The organism is Pandoraea sp. LA3 (genome assembly GCF_022696215.1).
Classification (GTDB): domain Bacteria; phylum Pseudomonadota; class Gammaproteobacteria; order Burkholderiales; family Burkholderiaceae; genus Pandoraea; species Pandoraea capi.
In genome coordinates this window covers 69,050-84,221 of the sequence record NZ_PTPY01000015.1, presented here as the reverse complement: position 1 = coordinate 84,221, position 15,172 = coordinate 69,050, and the positions used below count along the sequence as shown (strand labels likewise).

Annotated in this window: 20 protein-coding genes; 1 reads left to right on the top strand and 19 read right to left on the bottom strand. The window is 64.2% G+C overall.

What is annotated here, in order from left to right:
• Window positions 1–45: 45 nt before the first annotated feature.
• Entirely contained in the window at window positions 46–795 is a 750-nt protein-coding gene (locus C5N93_RS01650) for a Nif3-like dinuclear metal center hexameric protein (protein WP_242558027.1), read from the bottom strand.
• 18 nt (window positions 796–813) lie between these two features.
• Between C5N93_RS01650 and C5N93_RS01645 the strand changes: the two genes are divergently transcribed.
• Window positions 814–2,031, top strand: coding sequence for a Do family serine endopeptidase (locus C5N93_RS01645; RefSeq protein ID WP_242558026.1), 1,218 nt, complete (start codon window positions 814–816; stop codon window positions 2,029–2,031).
• 298 nt (window positions 2,032–2,329) lie between these two features.
• On the opposite strand, the gene tatC is transcribed toward C5N93_RS01645, so the two are convergent.
• The 18 genes from tatC to C5N93_RS01555 all read right to left on the bottom strand — a co-directional run bounded on the left by tatC (window position 2,330) and on the right by C5N93_RS01555 (window position 15,155).
• Window positions 2,330–3,133 carry a twin-arginine translocase subunit TatC gene (gene tatC / locus C5N93_RS01640; protein ID WP_069342310.1) on the bottom strand — a complete coding sequence of 268 codons (804 nt, stop codon included), beginning with the start codon at window positions 3,131–3,133 and terminating at the stop codon, window positions 2,330–2,332.
• Between the two features lie 114 nt (window positions 3,134–3,247).
• Entirely contained in the window at window positions 3,248–3,790 is a 543-nt protein-coding gene (gene tatB, locus C5N93_RS01635; protein WP_242558025.1) for a Sec-independent protein translocase protein TatB, read from the bottom strand.
• A gap of 12 nt (window positions 3,791–3,802) precedes the next feature.
• Window positions 3,803–4,048 (bottom strand): Sec-independent protein translocase subunit TatA, encoded by a 246-nt coding sequence (gene tatA / locus C5N93_RS01630; RefSeq protein WP_069342312.1) that lies wholly within the window; start codon window positions 4,046–4,048, stop codon window positions 3,803–3,805.
• 295 nt (window positions 4,049–4,343) lie between these two features.
• Entirely contained in the window at window positions 4,344–4,718 is a 375-nt protein-coding gene (locus C5N93_RS01625) for a histidine triad nucleotide-binding protein (protein ID WP_069342313.1), read from the bottom strand.
• Window positions 4,719–4,778: 60 nt separating this feature from the next.
• Window positions 4,779–5,096 carry a hypothetical protein gene (locus C5N93_RS01620; protein ID WP_069342314.1) on the bottom strand — a complete coding sequence of 106 codons (318 nt, stop codon included), beginning with the start codon at window positions 5,094–5,096 and terminating at the stop codon, window positions 4,779–4,781.
• A gap of 222 nt (window positions 5,097–5,318) precedes the next feature.
• Entirely contained in the window at window positions 5,319–5,675 is a 357-nt protein-coding gene (locus C5N93_RS01615) for a phosphoribosyl-ATP diphosphatase (protein ID WP_242558024.1), read from the bottom strand.
• Between the two features lie 5 nt (window positions 5,676–5,680).
• The gene (gene hisI, locus C5N93_RS01610) at window positions 5,681–6,082 is read right to left on the bottom strand and encodes a phosphoribosyl-AMP cyclohydrolase (protein WP_069342316.1); all 402 of its coding nucleotides are present in this window, start codon (window positions 6,080–6,082) and stop codon (window positions 5,681–5,683) included.
• A gap of 17 nt (window positions 6,083–6,099) precedes the next feature.
• The gene (hisF, locus tag C5N93_RS01605) at window positions 6,100–6,873 is read right to left on the bottom strand and encodes an imidazole glycerol phosphate synthase subunit HisF (RefSeq protein ID WP_039393600.1); all 774 of its coding nucleotides are present in this window, start codon (window positions 6,871–6,873) and stop codon (window positions 6,100–6,102) included.
• 38 nt (window positions 6,874–6,911) lie between these two features.
• Window positions 6,912–7,661: a 1-(5-phosphoribosyl)-5-[(5-phosphoribosylamino)methylideneamino]imidazole-4-carboxamide isomerase gene (gene hisA / locus C5N93_RS01600; RefSeq protein ID WP_069342318.1), complete on the bottom strand. Its 750-nt coding sequence runs from the start codon at window positions 7,659–7,661 to the stop codon at window positions 6,912–6,914.
• Window positions 7,662–7,852: 191 nt separating this feature from the next.
• Entirely contained in the window at window positions 7,853–8,494 is a 642-nt protein-coding gene (hisH, locus tag C5N93_RS01595) for an imidazole glycerol phosphate synthase subunit HisH (protein ID WP_242558023.1), read from the bottom strand.
• On the bottom strand, window positions 8,491–9,117 hold the full coding sequence (locus tag C5N93_RS01590; RefSeq protein WP_150722440.1) for a MarC family protein: 627 nt from the start codon (window positions 9,115–9,117) through the stop codon (window positions 8,491–8,493). Before C5N93_RS01590 ends, hisH begins: the two co-directional genes overlap by 4 nt.
• 161 nt (window positions 9,118–9,278) lie before the next feature.
• On the bottom strand, window positions 9,279–9,866 hold the full coding sequence (gene hisB / locus C5N93_RS01585) for an imidazoleglycerol-phosphate dehydratase HisB (RefSeq protein WP_047906164.1): 588 nt from the start codon (window positions 9,864–9,866) through the stop codon (window positions 9,279–9,281).
• 27 nt (window positions 9,867–9,893) lie between these two features.
• Window positions 9,894–10,958 carry a histidinol-phosphate transaminase gene (gene hisC, locus C5N93_RS01580; protein WP_242558022.1) on the bottom strand — a complete coding sequence of 355 codons (1,065 nt, stop codon included), beginning with the start codon at window positions 10,956–10,958 and terminating at the stop codon, window positions 9,894–9,896.
• A gap of 41 nt (window positions 10,959–10,999) precedes the next feature.
• Window positions 11,000–11,431, bottom strand: a complete 432-nt coding sequence (locus C5N93_RS01575; RefSeq protein WP_242558021.1) for a hypothetical protein — start codon at window positions 11,429–11,431, stop codon at window positions 11,000–11,002.
• 142 nt (window positions 11,432–11,573) lie between these two features.
• Window positions 11,574–12,896, bottom strand: coding sequence for a histidinol dehydrogenase (hisD, locus tag C5N93_RS01570; protein WP_242558020.1), 1,323 nt, complete (start codon window positions 12,894–12,896; stop codon window positions 11,574–11,576).
• Window positions 12,893–13,582 (bottom strand): ATP phosphoribosyltransferase, encoded by a 690-nt coding sequence (hisG, locus tag C5N93_RS01565; RefSeq protein WP_044457289.1) that lies wholly within the window; start codon window positions 13,580–13,582, stop codon window positions 12,893–12,895. Before hisG ends, hisD begins: the two co-directional genes overlap by 4 nt.
• Window positions 13,579–14,919, bottom strand: a complete 1,341-nt coding sequence (gene murA, locus C5N93_RS01560; protein WP_242558019.1) for a UDP-N-acetylglucosamine 1-carboxyvinyltransferase — start codon at window positions 14,917–14,919, stop codon at window positions 13,579–13,581. Before murA ends, hisG begins: the two co-directional genes overlap by 4 nt.
• Window positions 14,916–15,155, bottom strand: coding sequence for a BolA family protein (locus C5N93_RS01555; protein WP_044457291.1), 240 nt, complete (start codon window positions 15,153–15,155; stop codon window positions 14,916–14,918). The genes murA and C5N93_RS01555 overlap by 4 nt, the downstream gene beginning before the upstream one ends.
• Window positions 15,156–15,172: the final 17 nt, after the last annotated feature.

The window sequence follows — 15,172 nt, the reverse complement described above, 5'->3', positions numbered from 1 at the left end:
GCCAAGGGTCTCTCCCGTGCGCCCCCCTTGGGACGAGCGGCGCTATCAGGCCGGGTTCGGCATATCGAAGAAGCGATGTTCGAGGCCGAACCGCCCGGCGAGGTGCTCGCCAACGGCCCTCGCGCCGCCGCGCTCGGTCGCGTGATGGCCCGCCGCGAGATATCCCACGCCGCTCTCCAGCGCGAGATGTTGCGTCGGCTCGGACACTTCACCGCTGATATACACGTCAGCCCCGGCAGCGATCGCCGCTTCGAAGAAGCCTTGCGCCCCGCCCGTGCACCACGCCACACGGCGAATTTCGCGCGCCGGATCGCCCAGCATCAGCGGCTTGCGTCCCAATTGCTGGTCGACGTGAGCGGCAAGGGCCGCCAGCGTCGTCGGTTGCGCCGGCGTGCCGAGCCATCCGAGCTGATCGGGGCCAAAGCGGCCGCCATCATCGGCGAACCCCAGCAATTTACCGAGTTGTGCGTTATTGCCCAGTTCGGGATGCGCGTCGAGCGGCAGGTGGAAAGCGAACAGGTTGATGTCGTGACCGATCAGCAGCCCGAGACGCTTGCGTTTCATCCCGGTAATGCGGGCATCTTCGTTCTTCCAGAAATAACCATGATGAACGAGGACGGCATCGGCGCCCCAGTCTCGCGCGGCCTCGAGAAAGGCCAGACTGGCGGTCACACCGGTGGCGATCTTCTGGATCTGGGCGCGCCCTTCGACCTGTAGGCCGTTGGGGCAGTAATCGCGAAATTGCGCGATTTGCAGGGTATCGTTCAGATACAATTCGAGTTCAACACGATTCATATAAGGTCTCGCTCTTTCATGCTCAGACGCTTCTGGCTACTGTTCGCGCAAGCGGTCACCGTGCTGCTTGCGTTGCTCTTCATCATCGCCACTCTCAAGCCTCAGTGGCTGCAACGCCAGGGTTCGTTCGGCAAGCAACTGGCCAATCCGATCATCGCCTTGCAGGAAGTCGCACCAAGCCTGTCCGACAAGCCGGCGACCGGCTCGTACGCCGACGGCGCGCAAAAGGCCATGCCCGCGGTCGTCAGCATTTTTTCCAGCAAGGAACAAAAGCAGAATCGCGATCCGCGCCTCGATGATCCGCTGTTCCGCTATTTCTTCGGTGACGGCGGCGGCACGGTGCGTCAGGACCCGGTGTCGAGTCTCGGTTCCGGCGTGATCGTGAGCAGCGAGGGCTATATTCTCACGAATCACCACGTGGTGGACGGCGCCGACGAGATCGAAGTCGCGCTCGCCGACGGTCGCAAGGCCCGCGCCAAGCTGGTCGGCAGCGACCCCGAGACCGATCTGGCCGTGCTCAAGATCACGCTCGACAATCTGCCCGCCATCACGCTCGGCAGGATGGATCAGGTGCGCGTGGGCGATGTGGTGCTCGCCATCGGCAACCCGTTCGGCGTCGGTCAGACGGTCACGATGGGCATCATCAGCGCGCTTGGTCGTAATCACCTCGACATCAGCACGTTCGAGAACTTCATTCAGACGGATGCCGCGATCAACCCCGGCAACTCGGGCGGTGCGCTGGTGGACGTGAACGGCAACCTGCTGGGCATCAACACGGCCATTTACTCGCGTAGCGGCGGCAATATGGGCATTGGCTTCGCGATTCCCGTGTCGACGGCCCGCTCGGTACTGGAGAGCATCATCACGACCGGCGGCGTCACGCGCGGCTGGGTCGGGGTCGAGCCGCAGGACATCACGTCCGATATCGCCGAGTCGTTCGGGCTTCAGCAGGATTCGGGCGTCATCATCGCGGGTGTCGTGCAGGGCGGTCCGGCCGACAAGGCGGGTGTTCAGCCGGGCGATATCCTGACGAAGGTGAACGACGAGTCGATTCGCGACACGACCGAACTGCTCAACGTCATCGCCCAGATCAAGCCGGGCGCGCAGGCCAAGCTGCATGTCACGCGCAAGAAGAAGGAGCTGGACCTGACGGTGACGATCGGCAAGCGTCCGCCCCCGCCCAAGCGCGCGGTGCAGGACGACGACGACGGCAGCGAAGAAAACAACGCCGACTGATCGGCACGACGCCCGGACGGATGTCCGGCGTCGGGGCACTGCCCCGGAGAAAGACAAGACGGCTGCGCTTCGGCGCGGCCGTTGTCGTTTGAGCGCCCGTGGACACGTGCCGTGACGTCTTAGCCGAACGACTGCCGAGCGCCATCCACGAATCGGCGCGCCGGTGACAGGTGCTCGGAGCCGTGCGTCGTGCGTCAGTATCTGCGGGCAACAAAAAAGCACGGGACGATACCCGTGCTTTTTGTGGCGATGCTGCTTTGGGGAAACGGTCCCGCTGCACTACCGTCCGATCGGACGATTACGACGTGGCTTCCCCGTTCCCTTCGCTATCGCTCTTCTCACCGCTCTGCGGCTGCTGTCCTTGCTTGACGAACAAACGGGCAGCAATCAGCCCGAGCTCGTAAAGAATACACAGCGGCACGGCAAGCAGCAGTTGCGAGAGGATGTCCGGCGGCGTCACCACGGCCGCGAGCACGAACGCCCCGACCACCACGTACGGACGAATCTGCTTGAGCTTTTCGATACTCACCACGCCCATGCGCGCGAGCACCACGACGACCACCGGCACCTCGAACGTCACGCCGAACGCCATGAACATCGTGAGGACAAAACTCAGGTAATTGTCGATATCGGTGTTCATCTCCGCGCCCAACGGCTGGTTGTAATGCGCGATGAAGTGGAACACCGTCGGGAAGACGAGGAAGTACGCGAACGCCATGCCGATCAGAAACAGCGTGTAGCTGCTCACGACCAGCGGCATCACCAGCTTCTTTTCATGCTGATACAGACCCGGCGCGATGAACGCCCAGATCTGATACAGCACGATCGGCAGCGCGATCACGAACGCGACCATCAGCGTGACTTTCATCGGCACGAAGAACGAACCGGTGATGTCGGTGACGATCAGCTTGCCGTCGGCCGGCAGCGACTGCGTGAGCGGACGGGCAAGCAGCCGGAAGATGTCCGGCGCCCAGTAGACCAGCGAAAGGAACACCACGATCACCGCCGTACCCGCACGAATGATGCGGTTACGCAGCTCGATCAGGTGCGAGATGAAGGTCTCTTCGGCGCCCCCGTCGGGGATTTGTTTCTCGTCGCTCACGTCGACTTATCCAGGAATGAAGCCGGCACAGGGCCAGATGGCGGGAAGTTCGGGCGGTTGATCTCGGAAGCTCGCGCGGGGGTCTCGACAGGTCTCGGAAGGCCTCGTGATCCCTCAGAAGAACTTGACGGGCCGGCGCAGCCTGGCCGGTGTGTGACGCGCCACGCGTGCCGCCCCCGACTGTACGCGCGTACGCGTGGTGCTCGCCTGCTTGAACCAGATGGGCGTAGCGGCCCGACGCACACGCCAGTTGCGGCGCTTGGTCGACGCGCGAATGCTCGACGTCACCACCGGTTCGGCGAGATAGCTGTCGGAATATCCGGTCGCGGCATCGGTGCCGCCACCGGCGATTTCGCTGGAAGACGTGCCGGTCGCGCTCGCCCAGGCGTCGTTAAGCGACGCCTCCTGCTCATGCAACTGCTTCTGAACGGTGTTTTGAGCGCTGCGGGCCGCGTCCTCGAACTGGGTGCGCATGTTGCGCAGCTCGTCGAGTTCCATCTCGCGGCTCACTTCCGCCTTCACGTCGTTGATGTAGCGTTGCGCGCGCCCGAAGAGCGCGCCCGCAGTGCGAGCGACCTTGGGCAGACGCTCAGGACCGATCACGACCAGCGCAACCACGCCGATCAACATCAGTTTGGAAAGACCGAGATCGATCATGTCGACGCCGGCTTAGCCTTGCTTGTGATTGCTCGCGTCCTTGGCCTGCACGTCGATGGTGGTCGAATCGCGCAGTTCCTTGGCAGCCGCCGGGTCTTCCTTGGCACCGGGGGCGCCTTCGCCTTCCTTCATGCCGTCCTTGAAGCCCTTGACCGCGCCACCGAGGTCGCTGCCGATGTTACGCAGCTTCTTGGTGCCGAAAACCATCATCACGATCACCAGCACGATCAGCCAGTGCCAAATACTCAACGAACCCATGACCACTCTCCTTGCGTTTGCTGACCTCTGCCGCTTCGCGGCGAGGTTTTATCGAGCCCGACGGCCGGCGGCCTCATGGCCTGCCGCGCCGTGCGCTGTGTTTGCCCCGTGTTTCGCGACCACGTGCCCCATTGTGGCACATCACACGTCACGTCCAGCATCGTAACCGGGCACGGCGCCGGGTAGAAATAAATGTTTCGTGAAACCTTTCCCGATGCGGGAGCGTTGCACGTTCCCGGCATATAACGCGGCAAGATGTCGCGTTATTCCCGGAAAACCCGTCTTTCCTACGCGCTTACATGCGCTTCCACGGCCGCGGTCCGGCCAGAATGTGCATGTGAAGATGATAAACCTCCTGGCCGCCGCCGGGCCCGGTGTTCATCACGACGCGAAACCCGTTGCCCTCGATGTTCGACGCATCGCCGTCGAAGCGATATCCCTGCTCCGCCGCCAGCTTCGGCGCGAGCAGCATCATCTTGCCCAGCAGCGCCTGATCTTCCGGCTGGCAGTCCTGCAACGTGGCGATGTGCTTGCGCGGCACCATCAGCAAATGCAGGTCCGCCGCCGGATTGATGTCCTTGAACACCACGACATCGTCGTCGGCGTAGACCTGAGCGCTCGGGATCTGCCCGGCGACGATTTTGCAGAAGATACAGTTGTCGTGCGTCATGCGTGTGTCGTCCTCTATGGCTCTTTGTACTTTGCGTGGGATCGAAGCGCCGCCCTGTCGTCAGACGCGCTTCACATACATGGGTTTGCCGTCGTTCAGATAGAGCCAGCCCTTGACGATCCGGTACAGCGTCCAGATGAGCAACGCCCAGAGAATCGCAAAGCCGACAAGCACGAACGCCAGCGCGAAACCGATCACGCCCCAGACCACCGACCACCAGAAGGTGCGGATCTGCCAGGTGAAGTGGGAAGCGTAAAGCGTACCGACCGCGTCGTCGCGTTTGATGTAGTTGATGATGATGGCCACGATGGCCGTCACGCCGCCCGTGAGCCAGAACAAGGCATAGAGCGCGTAGAGCACGTGCGTGAGCTTGCGCATCGCACGCTCCTGCTCCTCGGTAGGCGCATTCACGATATTGGGCGGTTGAGTGGTATAGGGGGTATAGGGATGGTCCGGGCTGCCGGGGGAGCCGGACGAGCCGGGGCTATGCGGATCGTTCATGAAGCGCCTCCTACTGAGAGCCTGCGCGCCCCGACGTCACAAAACGGTCGGGGGCAGCAGTGTCGGACAGATGAAAATGTCGCCGGCGAAACCGCAGAATCAGTCCGCGTGTTCGCCGCGCGTACCGCGTTGTGCTTTCTCGACAAGTCCCGACAATCCTTCGCGGCGCGCCAGCTCGGCGAGCACTTCGTTCGGACTCAGGTCGTGATGCGCGAGCAGCACCATGCAGTGAAACCACAGATCGGCCGTCTCGTTGACCAGCTTCTGACGCAGATCGTCGGCCCCGCCAATGCGGATGTCCTTGGCCGCGAGCACGACTTCCGTGGCTTCTTCGCCGATCTTCTTGCAAATGGCGTCGTCGCCCTTTTGAAACAGACGGGCAACATACGACTTGTCAGGATCGCCGCCGCGGCGCGAGGCGATCACTTCGGCAACACGTTCGAGCGTATCGTTCATGGCGCTCACTTGTCGTAGATCTTGCTGGGGTCCTTGAGCACCGGCTCGACGGTGGTCCACTGACCTTCCTCGACGTTGCCCTCGAACTTCTGGAAGAAGCAGGAATGACGGCCGGTATGGCACGCGATCCCGTCGTTCTGCGTCACCTTGAGCAGCACCACGTCTTCATCGCAATCGAGACGGATCTCGTGCACCTTCTGCACGTGGCCCGACTCTTCGCCCTTATGCCACAGACGCTTGCGCGAGCGCGAGTAATAGACGGCTTCGCCAAGTTCCACCGTGCGCGCCAGCGCTTCCCGGTTCATCCAGGCGAACATCAACACGTCGTTGCTGCCGACTTCCTGCGCGATCACGGGCACGAGGCCCTGCGCGTCCCAACTTACCTTGTTCAGCCAATCCTGGGTCATGATGCGTCGATTTCCGTTCAGAGGCGTACCGAAATGCCCTTGTCGGCCATGAAGCGCTTCGCTTCGCCGACCGTGTGCTCACCATAGTGGAAGATGCTCGCTGCGAGCACGGCGTCCGCATGGCCTTCGGTCACCCCGTTGGCCAGATCGGCCAGCGACCCCACGCCGCCCGAGGCGATCACGGGAATGCTCACGGCATCGGACACCGCGCGCGTGAGCGCCAGGTCGAAGCCGCTCTTGGTGCCGTCGCGATCCATGCTCGTGAGCAGGATCTCACCGGCGCCCAGCGCCTCGATCTGCTTCGCCCAGGCCACGGCGTCGAGGCCCGTGTTCTTGCGCCCGCCGTGCGTGAAGACTTCCCAGCGCGGCGCTTCGCCGTCGGCCGAGACACGCTTGGCGTCGATCGCCACGACAATGCATTGCGAGCCGTACTTGGCAGCCGCGTCGGCCACCAGTTGCGGGTTCGCCACCGCCGACGAGTTCATGCTGACCTTGTCGGCGCCCGCGTTGAGCAGACGTCGCACGTCCGCCACTTCGCGCACGCCGCCGCCCACCGTCAGCGGGATGAAGACCTGCGCGGCCACCGCTTCGATGATCGGCAAGATGAGGTCGCGTCCGTCGGAGGTCGCGGTGATGTCGAGGAACGTCAGTTCGTCGGCGCCCTGCTCGTCGTAACGGCGAGCGATCTCGACGGGGTCGCCCGCGTCGCGAAGTTCGACGAAGTTGACGCCCTTGACCACGCGGCCGGCCGTCACGTCCAGACACGGGATGATGCGTTTAGCGAGAGCCATGATGTTGGCAAGCGAGACGGCGCTAGCCGTCGTCCCGCTTATGCCGCTCCTTCGGAAAGCTCGTCTGCACGCGTTTGCGCCGACGAGAAATTCAGGTCGCCCGAGTAGATGGCACGGCCGCAGATGACGCCTTCGACGCCTTCACTTTCGACCTTGCACAGGGCATCGATATCGCCCAGATTCGACAGGCCGCCGCTGGCGATCACCGGCACCGTCACGGCCTGCGCGAGGCGCACGGTCGCGTCGATGTTGATGCCCTGGAGCATGCCGTCGCGGCCAATGTCGGTGTAGATGATCGACTCGACGCCGTAATCCTCGAACTTGCGCGCCAGATCCACGACTTCGTGGCCGGTGAGCTTGCTCCAGCCGTCGGTGGCGACCTTGCCGTCCTTGGCGTCGAGGCCGACGATGATGTGGCCGCCGAACGCGCTGCACGCATCGCGCAGGAAGCCCGGGTTCTTCACCGCCGCCGTACCGATGATGACGTACGACAGACCGTCGTCGAGGTAGCGCTCGATGGTACCCAGGTCACGAATGCCGCCGCCCAGTTGCACTGGGATGTCGGCGCCCACTTCCTGAATGATGGCGCGGATGGCCGCTTCGTTACGCGGCTTGCCAGCAAATGCGCCGTTCAAGTCCACCAGATGGAGACGGCGCGCGCCCTGATCGACCCAATGTCGGGCCATGGCGGCGGGGTCCTCCGAGAATACGGTGGCTTGATCCATGTCGCCTTGTTTGAGGCGAACACATTGACCGTCTTTAAGGTCGATGGCCGGGATGAGCAGCATAGGCAATCGTGAAACGTCGCTAGTGGGAAGTAAAAGGGATTCGCGAAGTACGCGGACAACACAAAACCGACCCCGGTCTTGCCGGACAACGGCGCATCGGGATCGGGTTCATCAACATGACACAGTATAAGCCGTGATGGAGAGCACGCTCTGGGAGGAAACCGGGAGCCACCATACCGCACGGGATTTCATCAGGGCTTCCACTGCGCAAAATTGCGATAAAGCGCAAGGCCGGCCTGGGCGCTCTTTTCCGGGTGAAACTGAGTGGCGAAGATATTATCTTGGGCCACAGCACAGGTAAAGGGCACTCCGTAGACCGTCTCGCCGGCCGTCAGTTCAGGCTTGGCGGGCACAACGTAGTAGCTGTGCACGAAGTAGAAGTAGCTGTCGTCGGGCACGCCGGCCCAGATCGGGTGACCGCCCTGCGTCTGGCGCACGCGGTTCCAGCCCATCTGCGGCACCTTGAAGCGCGAGCCGTCGTCCTGCACCTGACCTTCGAGCTCGAAACGCACCACGCGCCCCGGCAGCAGGCCGAGCGCGGGCGTGTTGCCCTCGTCCGACATGTCGAACAGCATCTGCTCGCCCACGCACACGCCGAACATCGGCTTGGTGGCGGCGGCTTCGACAACCGCCTCGCGCAGCCCCGATTCGTTCAGGCAGCCCATGCAGTCGCGCATCGCGCCCTGACCCGGCAGCACCACGCGGTCGGCGGCGCGAATCTCGGCGGCGTCGCTGCTGATGCTCACGTCGGCCTCGGGGGCTGCGGCCCGCAGCGCCTGATAGACCGAGCGCAGGTTGCCCATTCCGTAGTCGACAATCGCAATCTTATTCATCTCAAACCCGGCAGCAGTATTTTCAAACCATCGATAATGAATTCCACGGCCAGCGCCGAGAGGATCAACCCCATCAGACGCGTGCCGATGTTGATGCCCGTGCGCCCGAGCCAGCCTTCGATCCGGCTCGCACTGCGCAACGCCACCCAGCACACCGCCCCGACACCCACGCCGATCGCCATGAGCGCCAGAATCTGCGCCCAGCCGTGCGCGCGTCCCGAGTAGATGATCACGGTACTGATCGTGCCCGGACCGGTCAGCAGCGGGATCGCGAGCGGCACCACGGCGATGTTCGGCCGCTCCTCCGCTTCATGACGCTCTTCCGCCGTCGCCCGGGTGTTGCCCGTCTGCGCGTTGATCATGTTCACCGCCATGAGCAACATGATGACCCCGCCGCCGACTTCCAGCGACGCAATCGAAATGCCGAAGAAGCGGATGATCGTCTCACCGAACAGGCCCGACCCCGCGACCACCAGCGCCACGGCAATCGCCGCGACCTTGATCGTATGGCGCTTCTCTTCGCGCGTCTGCGCGGACGTCAGGCTGATGAACAGCGGGATCGCCCCAAGCGGGTTGATCAGCGCCAGCAGCGAGATGAAGAACTTGAAGGCGTCGAGCGTCATAGGAGGCCACCGGACGATCCGGAGCGCATGGGGCACGATCACCGGCGTCCGGCCGGTCGATGAATCTTCGCAGGGGCACCGGGCTTTCGTCCGGCGGGCTATCCGGCGCGTGACGCCGCTCAGGCTGGCATCACGAACCGCTCACAGACCTTTCGCAACCTTCAGAGGCTACCCTTCGTGGACGGCACGACACCCGCCGCACGCGGATCGATCTCGACCGCCATGCGCAGCGCGCGACCGAACGCCTTGAACACCGTTTCGCACTGGTGATGGGCGTTGATGCCGCGCAGGTTGTCGATATGGAGCGTAACGCCCGCGTGATTCACGAAGCCGCGGAAAAATTCGATGAGCAGGTCGACGTCGAAGTTGCCCACGCGAGCACGCGTGAAAGGCACATGGAATTCGAGGCCCGGACGACCCGAGAAGTCGATCACCACGCGCGAGAGCGCTTCGTCGAGCGGCACGTAGCTATGGCCGTAGCGCACGATACCCTTCTTGTCGCCGATGGCCTTGGCAACTGCCATGCCCAGCGTGATACCGACGTCTTCCACCGTATGGTGGTCGTCGATGTAGGTATCGCCCTTGGCCTCGATATCCATATCGATGAGGCCGTGGCGCGCGATCTGGTCGAGCATGTGGTCCAGAAACGGCACGCCGGTATCGAGGGTCTTACGGCCGGTGCCGTCCAGGTCGATCTTGACGCGTATTTGCGTTTCGCTGGTATCGCGAACGACTTCCGCAATGCGCATGATGGTGAGTTCTCGTCGTATAGCTTGTTAGAGCGATGCCGCCAGGGCGTTGACCATGGCTGCATTCTCCGTGGGGGTGCCGACCGTCAATCTGAGGCAATTGGCCAGCAATACGTGCATTTTACCCACGTTTTTGATCAACACCTTGTGCGCGAGCAGGCCAGCGTGGGTTTTGTCGGCTTCCGGCACACGCACCAGCAGGAAATTGGCGTCGCTGGGGAACACCGTCACCCCCGGCAGCGCCGCCACGGCAGCCGCCAGCCGCGCGCGCTCAGCGCGCAATTCGGCCGCCTGGGCGTCGAGCACGTCGAGATGATCGAGCATGAATTCGGCGCACGCCTGCGTCAACACGTTGACGTTATAGGGCGGACGCACCTTGTCGAGCTGGTCCAGCCACTCGGCGCTACCGGCGACATAGCCCAGACGGATGCCCGCCAGCCCGAGCTTCGAGACGGTGCGCATGACCAGCAGGTTCGGGAACTCCATCACGCGCGGCATCCACGTCTTGCCGGCAAACGGCTGGTACGCCTCGTCGATCACCACGAGCCCATTGCCGGCGGCACGCACCAGCGTCTCGATATCCGCGTCGGCGAACAGGTTGCCCGTCGGGTTGTTCGGATACGCCAGATACACCACCGCGCCCGGGTGCGCCGCGATCGCACCCAGCATCGCTGGCATATCGAGCGAAAAATCGGGACGCAGCGGCACGCCGACGAACTCGATGCCCGCAAAGCGCGACGACATCTCGTACATCACGAACCCCGGCATCGGCGCGATGATCGCCGCGCCCGGACGCGCCGTCGCCATGGCGATCATGCTGATGATTTCGTCCGAGCCATTGCCCAACAGCAGCTTCGCCCCGGCCGGCACGCGCATCATGCGGGCGAGCTTCTCCAGCAACGCCTGCGGGCGCGGTGCCGGGTAGCGGTTGAGCGCCACGTCGGCCAGCCGCTGCCCCAGCGCGGCGCGCAGCGCGTCGGGCAGGCCGTAAGGATTCTCCATGGCGTCGAGCTTGAGGAAGCCGCTGGCATCGGGCACGGGGTACGTGCTCATGGCGAGCACATCGGGGCGGATCACTTGGCTGACGGACATGGCGATGAGTGTGAAGGAATGACGTTGGCCGAAGATGAGTGTCAGTTGAACGCGAACGTGAGCAACCCGGCGTCCGCACCGTCGATCTTGACGGTACAGCGTCGACCGGTCTCAACGCTGCCGAGCGCATCGGTAATACGCTGCACGCGCACACCGGTCTGCCACGACAACGCCTGCGCCACGGCTGGGCTCACCCGGGTCCGAGACTCCTCGGCTTCGCAACGCATGGCGACGAGGCGGTTGCCCACACGGCCGAACACGCCGTGCGCGACCTCGTCGTCGGTGCCGCGCAGCGCGGTCTTGCCGTCCAGACGTAGCACGTAGACGTCGTTATCGAACGCCTGACGTCGCACGCACACCGTCATCTTCTCGACGGAGGCGCCCTCGAACGTGGCGTGCTGACAGTAATTACCGGCCGCATGCGCGGCCGTGCTGGCAGCCAGCCCGAAGCCGAACAGGCCAACGATAGACACGACAGCGTGCAGCGCAGCCCGCATCAAGCGGGCTGGCAGCGGCAACAACAACAGGGAAAGGGAGGCGTTTGCGCGGGTCCGACGCCGGGCCGTGGCCGGCGTCGTTTGACAATACGCGGGCCGCAGGGCGTCGTCGCGCATGTCAGGACTCGTGATGCAGACGGTATTCGGCGCTGCGCGCGTGCGCTTGCAGGCCTTCGCCGTACGCCAGTTCGGCCGCGATCTCGCCGAGCATGCGGGCACCGCCCTCGCTCACTTCGATGAGGCTCGAACGCTTGATGAAGTCGTACACGCCCAGCGGCGACGAGAAACGCGCAGTGCGCGACGTCGGCAGCACGTGGTTCGGACCGGCACAGTAGTCGCCCAGGCTTTCGCTCGTGAACTTGCCGAGGAAGATCGCACCGGCGTGGCGGATCTTGTCGCCCCACTGCTGCGGCGTCTCGGCGGAGATTTCGAGGTGCTCGGGCGCGATCACGTTGGCGATCTCGCAGGCTTCCGCCATATCGCGCACCTTCACGAGCGCGCCACGGCCTTGCAGCGATGCGGCGATCACGTCGCGACGCGGCATGTCGTCGATCTGACGCTCCAGCGAGGCGTACACGCGGGCGATGTAATCGGCGTCGGGGCACAGCAGGATCGACTGCGCGAGTTCGTCGTGCTCGGCTTGCGAGAACAGGTCCATCGCGACCCAGTCGGGGTCCGTCGAGCCGTCGCAGATCACGAGAATTTCCGACGGACCGGCGATCATGTCGATACCGACGGTACCGAACACACGACGCTTGGCCGCGGCCACGAAGGCATTGCCCGGGCCGACGATCTTGTCCACCGCCGGCACCGTCTCGGTGCCGTACGCCAGCGCGCCGACCGCCTGCGCGCCACCAATGGTAAACACGCGGTCCACCCCGGCGATGTGCGCCGCGGCGAGCACCAGCGGGTTCTGCACGCCATCCGGCGTGGGCACGACCATGACGATTTCCTTGACGCCCGCCACGCGCGCCGGAATGGCGTTCATCAGCACGGAAGACGGGTACGCCGCCTTGCCGCCCGGCACGTAGATGCCCACGCGATCGAGCGGCGTGACCTTCTGGCCCAGCACCGTGCCGTCGGACTCGGTGTACTGCCAGCTATGGCTGCCGCATTCGATGCGCTGCTTCTCGTGATAGGCACGCACGCGCGCGGCCGCAGCTTCGAGGGCTGCGCGACGCTTCGGCTCAAGGCTCTCGAGCGCGGCGGCCAGCACGTCGGCCGGCAGTTCCAGCGCCGCCATGTCGGGCGCGCTCAGACGGTCGAACTTGTTGGTGTATTCGATGACGGCCGCGTCACCGCGGGTCTTCACATCGGCGAGGATTTCAGCGGCCGCACGGTCGATGGCGGCGTCTTCGCTCGCCTCGAACGCGAGCACGTCGCGCAACTGCTTCGCGAAGCCTTCGGCGGTCGAATCGAGTTTGCGAATGTCGAGTTTCATGCTGTTTGCCGGGACGCCTGCTCGAAGGCATCCAGAATAGGCTGCAACGACTCGCGCTTCAACTTGAGCGCAGCCTGATTGATCACGAGGCGGGACGAGATGTCCATGATCTCCTCCACTTCCACCAGATTGTTGGCCCGCAGCGTGCCGCCGGTGCTCACCAGATCGACGATCGCGTCGGCCAGACCCACGAGCGGGCCCAGCTCCATCGAGCCATACAGCTTGATCAGGTCGACGTGCACGCCCTTGGCGGCGAAGTGCTCGCGCGCCACATGCACGTACTTGGTCGCCACCCGCAGGCGCGCGCCCTGACGTACCGCGTTGGCATAATCGAAGCCGTTCGGTACAGCCACAGACATGCGGCAACGCGCAATGTTCAAATCGATCGGCTGGTACAGACCGCCGCCGCCGTGCTCGATGAGCACGTCCTTGCCCGCCACGCCGAAGTCGGCCGCGCCGTACTGCACGTACGTCGGCACGTCCGTCGCCCGTACGATGATGACGCGCAGATTCGGATCGGTCGTCGGCAGAATCAGCTTGCGCGAGGTCTCCGGGTCTTCCGTGACTTCGATGCCGGCGGCTGCCAGCAACGGCAGCGTCTCCGTAAAGATACGCCCTTTCGAGAGCGCCAGCGTCAACGGTTGGGCTAGCGGCTTGGCCGACGTAGCCGACTTGGCGGAACTCATGCAATCTCTCCCTGGCGTGCTTCGACACGCCGGATTCGCGCGCCCACGGCGCACAACTTGGCCTCGATACGATGATAGCCGCGATCGAGGTGATGAATACGGTCGACGAGCGTGCGGCCATCGGCCGTCAGCCCCGCGACGATCAGGCTGGCGGACGCACGCAGGTCGGTGGCCATGACATGCGCACCGGACAGGCGCTCGACGCCCGAAATGCGCGCCGTGTTGCCTTCGATACCGATATTCGCGCCCAGACGCGTCAATTCCTGCACGTGCATGAAGCGGTTCTCGAAGATCGTCTCGACGACCTGCGACGCGCCTTGCGCAATACAGTTCAGCGCCATGAACTGCGCCTGCATGTCGGTCGGGAACGCCGGGTACTCGGACGTCCGGAAACTCACCGCCTGCGCGCGACGATCCATCTGCACGCGCAGCCAGTCTGCACCGCCGGTTACGTTCGCGCCGGTTTCCCGCAGCTTCTCGATGACGGCGTCGAGCGTACCCGGAACCACACGGCGCAGCGTGATATCCCCGCGCGTGGCAACGGCCGCGCACAGGAACGTGCCCGCCTCGATACGATCGGGCACGACGTCGTGCGTCGCCCCATGCAGACGAGCCACACCCGTCACCACCAGACGATCGGTGCCGATGCCTTCGATCTTCGCGCCCATCTTCACGAGCAGATGGGCCAGATCGGTCACTTCCGGCTCACGCGCGGCATTGGCCAGCACGGTCACGCCGTCGGCCAGCGTCGCCGCCATGAGCAGGTTTTCCGTGCCCGTGACGGTGATCATGTCGGTCACCAGCGTCTCGCCGCGCAGACGCGACACGCGCGCGACGATGTCGCCGTGCGTGAGCGTGATCTCGGCGCCCATCTTCTGCAAGCCCTTGATGTGCTGATCGACGGGCCGCGCGCCGATGGCGCAACCGCCGGGCAGCGACACACGCGCTTCGCCGCAACGGGCGAGCAGCGGGCCGAGCACCAGGATCGACGCCCGCATGGTCTTGACCAGATCGTACGGCGCTGCCGGTTCGGTGATCTGCGAAGCATCCAGCGTCACGGACTCGCCGTGGCGCTCGACCTTCACGCCCATGCGCGCGAGCAGCGTGAGCATGGTGCGCACGTCGTGCAGATCCGGGACATTGCCCAGCACCAGCGGCTCAGCCGTCAACAGGCTCGCGCACAGGATGGGCAGCGCCGCGTTCTTGGCGCCCGAGACCGTAATCTCTCCTGCCAGCCGCTCGCCGCCCTCGATTTCCAGGTGGTCCGCGGCCACTCGCTCGCCGGCGACAACCTCACCGTTGCCGGCGGCGCCAGCGCTTTCTTGCGTAATCCTCATTGCGCCTGATACTCCGCCGGCGTGAGCGTCTTCATCGAGAGCGCGTGGATTTCGGCCTTCATGCGATCGCCCAGCGCGCCATACACGAGTTGGTGGCGCGCGATGAGGCGCTTGCCTTCGAACTGTGCGCTCACGATGGTCGCGAAGAAGTGCTGACCGTCACCTTCGACGGCCACGTGCTCGCAAGCCAGACCGGCTTCGATGTACTGTTTGATTTGTTCGGGGGTAGGCAGCATTGCTGATCCTGGAGAAG

Excerpts from the sequence above, each read along its gene's own strand:
- C5N93_RS01645 (WP_242558026.1), top strand. The coding sequence starts at position 814 with ATGCTCAGACGCTTCTGGCTACTGTTCGCGCAAGCGGTCACCGTGCTG.
- hisI (WP_069342316.1), bottom strand. The coding sequence starts at position 6,082 with ATGACCCAGGATTGGCTGAACAAGGTAAGTTGGGACGCGCAGGGCCTC.
- C5N93_RS01590 (WP_150722440.1), bottom strand. The coding sequence starts at position 9,117 with ATGACGCTCGACGCCTTCAAGTTCTTCATCTCGCTGCTGGCGCTGATC.
- tatA (WP_069342312.1), bottom strand. The coding sequence starts at position 4,048 with ATGGGTTCGTTGAGTATTTGGCACTGGCTGATCGTGCTGGTGATCGTG.
- C5N93_RS01615 (WP_242558024.1), bottom strand. The coding sequence starts at position 5,675 with ATGAACGATACGCTCGAACGTGTTGCCGAAGTGATCGCCTCGCGCCGC.
- hisF (WP_039393600.1), bottom strand. The coding sequence starts at position 6,873 with ATGGCTCTCGCTAAACGCATCATCCCGTGTCTGGACGTGACGGCCGGC.
- hisB (WP_047906164.1), bottom strand. The coding sequence starts at position 9,866 with ATGCGCATTGCGGAAGTCGTTCGCGATACCAGCGAAACGCAAATACGC.
- C5N93_RS01625 (WP_069342313.1), bottom strand. The coding sequence starts at position 4,718 with ATGACGCACGACAACTGTATCTTCTGCAAAATCGTCGCCGGGCAGATC.
- tatB (WP_242558025.1), bottom strand. The coding sequence starts at position 3,790 with ATGATCGATCTCGGTCTTTCCAAACTGATGTTGATCGGCGTGGTTGCG.
- hisD (WP_242558020.1), bottom strand. The coding sequence starts at position 12,896 with ATGAAACTCGACATTCGCAAACTCGATTCGACCGCCGAAGGCTTCGCG.
- murA (WP_242558019.1), bottom strand. The coding sequence starts at position 14,919 with ATGAGGATTACGCAAGAAAGCGCTGGCGCCGCCGGCAACGGTGAGGTT.
- C5N93_RS01650 (WP_242558027.1), bottom strand. The coding sequence starts at position 795 with ATGAATCGTGTTGAACTCGAATTGTATCTGAACGATACCCTGCAAATC.
- hisG (WP_044457289.1), bottom strand. The coding sequence starts at position 13,582 with ATGAGTTCCGCCAAGTCGGCTACGTCGGCCAAGCCGCTAGCCCAACCG.
- hisH (WP_242558023.1), bottom strand. The coding sequence starts at position 8,494 with ATGAATAAGATTGCGATTGTCGACTACGGAATGGGCAACCTGCGCTCG.
- C5N93_RS01555 (WP_044457291.1), bottom strand. The coding sequence starts at position 15,155 with ATGCTGCCTACCCCCGAACAAATCAAACAGTACATCGAAGCCGGTCTG.
- C5N93_RS01620 (WP_069342314.1), bottom strand. The coding sequence starts at position 5,096 with ATGCGCAAGCTCACGCACGTGCTCTACGCGCTCTATGCCTTGTTCTGG.
- hisC (WP_242558022.1), bottom strand. The coding sequence starts at position 10,958 with ATGTCCGTCAGCCAAGTGATCCGCCCCGATGTGCTCGCCATGAGCACG.
- hisA (WP_069342318.1), bottom strand. The coding sequence starts at position 7,661 with ATGCTGCTCATCCCGGCCATCGACCTTAAAGACGGTCAATGTGTTCGC.